5 protein-coding genes are annotated in these 3388 nt (G+C 41.7%); all 5 read left to right on the top strand.

Annotation, left to right across the window (positions count from 1 at the left end; translation table 11 throughout):
* Window positions 1–227 precede the first annotated feature (227 nt).
* On the top strand, window positions 228–722 hold the full coding sequence (locus Q1K78_RS17180; protein WP_300181653.1) for a helix-turn-helix domain-containing protein: 495 nt from the start codon (window positions 228–230) through the stop codon (window positions 720–722).
* A 9-nt stretch (window positions 723–731) separates the two neighbouring features.
* Window positions 732–1034: a hypothetical protein gene (locus tag Q1K78_RS17175; protein ID WP_300181651.1), complete on the top strand. Its 303-nt coding sequence runs from the start codon at window positions 732–734 to the stop codon at window positions 1032–1034.
* An 8-nt stretch (window positions 1035–1042) separates the two neighbouring features.
* Window positions 1043–1264, top strand: a complete 222-nt coding sequence (locus Q1K78_RS17170) for a hypothetical protein (RefSeq protein WP_300181649.1) — start codon at window positions 1043–1045, stop codon at window positions 1262–1264.
* Between the two features lie 572 nt (window positions 1265–1836).
* Complete coding sequence (locus Q1K78_RS17165) at window positions 1837–2103, top strand: hypothetical protein (RefSeq protein ID WP_300181647.1); 267 nt, start codon at window positions 1837–1839, stop codon at window positions 2101–2103.
* A gap of 4 nt (window positions 2104–2107) precedes the next feature.
* On the top strand, window positions 2108–3388 hold a 1281-nt coding region (locus Q1K78_RS17160), incomplete at its 3' end, for a portal protein (protein WP_300181645.1).

Raw genomic sequence — 3388 nt, 5'->3', positions numbered from 1 at the left:
GCGCCGGCAGCATAGTGGAAGTTTCTTCACTTCTGATTCGCCTTCTACTCGTATACTTGATGAGACGGAAGTATATAAAACGTTTGATTAGGTTGTGGTTTCCAAGTCTAGGGTAGCTCCCGAAAATCTGGTCCCTCACCAGACTGGCTTGGATTTTTATCCTGTTGCTTCTTTGACCTTTTTATTTTACCCTGTTACTCGTGTTTAATTCATGAGTAGGTGCATTTATGCCAGCTGGTCGTCCTTCTGATTATGATCCTGAATATTGTGAGCAGATAATTGCTCTTGGAAGACAAGGTCTTCATGTGTATCAGATGGCTGAAAGGCTAGATGTTGGCAGTGCAACTTTGTATCGTTGGGAAGATAATCACGAAGAATTCCGAGAAGCTTTCACACGCGCTAGGGAATATTCGAAGGCTAAATTGCTTGATGTGGTTGATGATAACTACGCTAGTCGTGACTTCCAGCCTAAGTTAGTTGAGATGAAAGTAAAGTTCCTCTCTGATCATACTCGTTGTAGAAAGATTGAATTAGCATCCACTCCAGTTGAAAAAATGGAGGCTGTGGAGGATGCCATGAACAGTGGTGAGCGTTCGGCGGAAGTCGGCAAGGCGTTAATTGAATCCATTAAAGCAAGAATTACTGCTGAACAAGATGCTGAGCTCAGGCCGATGCTTGAAAAGCTTCAGGCTCAGTTTGATGATAATCACAAATTAAAATAAGGAAAATTCATGACAGTTTTTAAAGCATCCAAAGCCGATGTATTAAATGAGGCACTTGTGGCTTCTTCTATTGAAGCGGAGACTGTAACAGTTTCTGGGTTTACTGAGTTTAACGGGGCGGTTGATTTTGGTGATGCAGATGCTCCTTCGACTGGTTCTCCTTTGACTATGAATGGTAGCTACATCAACTTGTCTCAGTATACTACCGCTCAACTTCCTGCTTTAACTGGTATGCGTCAAGGGAGCGTGGTGTTTGACATTACTACCTCTAAGGTGACCTTTTATGATGGCGCTAACTGGGTTGCAATTTAGGATTTGAAATGGACAAGAAAAAGAAAACGCTTTCTATCTCAGACTCCATCAAACGCCCTCTCGCTTTGACTAAAGCAGTAGGTGGTAAGCCTAGTGAGAATCTGGATAAGGTTAAGTCTTTAGCCAAGAATGGCACTCCTTTGCAGAAGAAGCAGGCATCCTATTATTGGAATGTGCTTCGTAAGGCACCTGGCGGCAAGTCTAAAGGCAAGCCTTCACTGTTAAAGTAATGGTATCGCCGCTGCGAAGAGACCTCGATAAGCTGTTGTTGAAAGTTGCTGCGTCTCAAGAGGACTGGCGAGTCATGGTTCAAAGTCCTGGGGAAAGAATTGTGGATGAGAATCCAACATGTTTTACGGTGGTGATTGAAACATATGCAGACATTGACTGATGAGTACTACTTAGTTTTTACAAAAGGAAACCATTGGGTTTGTCGTTGGCTTAACTCTCAGTGTAACCATATAGTCATCTACGTCAAAGACCAGCATAACTGGCTCAAGCTTGATCCCACTTCAGCCAAGATAATCTGGGAGATTTTACCTTTTGAGGTCAGCAATCCTCGTGTTCCATATGCCCTACACCCTGGTGCTAGAGTAGTTAGGCTTAGAACTGATCGGGCTTCCAGCTGGCTCGGAAAATTTAAGTTTGTGAATTGTATTACTGTAGTGCAATATGTTACTGGTCTTAGGGTTAATGCATTAACTCCATGGAGTTTATTTAAGAAGCTACGTAAGTTACAAGGCAAACCTTATCCCGCTAAAAACATATGTTCAGTACAAATTTTATAGGAGTATTAATCAAGATGGGTAGTAAACCAAAAAAAACATCCGAACAAGTGGATCTAGAAGTAGAACAGGGCAAAGAGCTAGCTCAGCAACAGCAGGCTATGAAAGCACAGCAACAACAGATGATGCAGCGTCGTATAGGAGCCATGCGCCAAATGCAGGGCGGTGGTGGTGCGGCTTTGCCAAGTTTACTTAAAGGTCTTAGTCCTACTACTCCTACTCCTAAAAAGAAGAAAGCGCCTTCTCCAACTCCGCTTAATCCCACTAATAATATATTAGGATAATGTTATGGCTAATAAGTTTGATGATAAGCAGCAGAGATTAAAGCGGTATAGCAAAGCTTTAGATGAGCGAGATCTTAAGTTGTTTCTCTTCCAAGAAGCTTATAAGTTTGCTTTGCCAGGTAGGAACAAATGGTTGATTAAAACTCCAGCCGTAGACAAGACTGTTTGGCGTTGGGATGTAACAGCCATTGAGTCTTTGCATAGCTTTGCATCTAACCTTCAAACTATTCTCATGCCGCCTTTCCAGAATTGGTTTCATTTAAGATCTGGCAATATTAATGAGACAGCCAAAGAGATTGTAGATGAAGAGCTTCAAGGATATACCGAACAGATCTTAGATATCCTAAATAACTCTAATTTATTTTTAGAGGCTAACATTGCTTTTCAAGACATGGGGATCTCCACTGGCTTGCTTAAAATAAGTCTTACAGACAATGATGCCAATCCTATCAAGTTCGAAGCGATACCCATGAATAATGTGGCTATGCAAGAACATGAAGGCGAGATTAAAGATATTTGGCGGTCAATGGAAGTTCCTCTTTCAGACATTAAATCAATTTGGCCAGATGCCAAGTTTAGTAGCCGATTAGATCAGATGAGCAAGCAAGATCCACATGTCTTGGTTAAGCTGATTGAAGGTACTATCTACTACCCAGAAAATGATCCTGATGAACGGTATCTTTATTATGTTTCGGATGAGATTTCAAATGAAGATTTGGTTACCCAGCCTATGGAGATGAGCCCTTGGATTCCATTTAGATTCTCTGTATCCCCTGGTGAGACTTGGGGATTTGGCCCAATCTTGCAAATGTTGGATTACATACGCATTGCAAATAAAATGACCGAATTTGATATTACGAATGCAGGCTATCAGATGGCTCGTCCGATGCTTATACAAAGCAATCAGATTGTTAACCCATACAATATTAACATGGAGCCGGGCGCTCAGATCCAGGTAGAAGATATCCGTGTTCCTCCCGTTCATATGTTAGACGTAGGCGGAGATCTGCGTTTTGATCAGTTGTCGTTAACGCAAGTGCAGCAGCAGATTAGAGAGGCGTTGTTTGCTGATCCATTGGGCCCCATGGATCAAAAGTCTCAGACTGCAACAGAAGTAAGTATACGTCAACAAAACTGGCTACAGAAAAGTACTGCATCCTTTGCTCGTCTTAACAATGAGTTTTTGCATCCCGTTATCTTCAAAACCATTAAACTACTTAAAAAGCATGGCAAGTTTAAAGATATCAAGCTTACTACGACTCAGTTTGCTATTGAGTTGAATGAG

It is taken from the genome of uncultured Aliivibrio sp. (assembly GCF_946479765.1).
Lineage (GTDB): Bacteria > Pseudomonadota > Gammaproteobacteria > Enterobacterales > Vibrionaceae > Aliivibrio.
The sequence above is the reverse complement of the archived record's forward strand: the minus strand, read 5'-3'. Positions and strand labels throughout refer to the sequence as shown.

Excerpts from the sequence above, each read along its gene's own strand:
- Q1K78_RS17175 (WP_300181651.1), top strand. The coding sequence starts at position 732 with ATGACAGTTTTTAAAGCATCCAAAGCCGATGTATTAAATGAGGCACTT.
- Q1K78_RS17170 (WP_300181649.1), top strand. The coding sequence starts at position 1,043 with ATGGACAAGAAAAAGAAAACGCTTTCTATCTCAGACTCCATCAAACGC.
- Q1K78_RS17180 (WP_300181653.1), top strand. The coding sequence starts at position 228 with ATGCCAGCTGGTCGTCCTTCTGATTATGATCCTGAATATTGTGAGCAG.
- Q1K78_RS17165 (WP_300181647.1), top strand. The coding sequence starts at position 1,837 with ATGGGTAGTAAACCAAAAAAAACATCCGAACAAGTGGATCTAGAAGTA.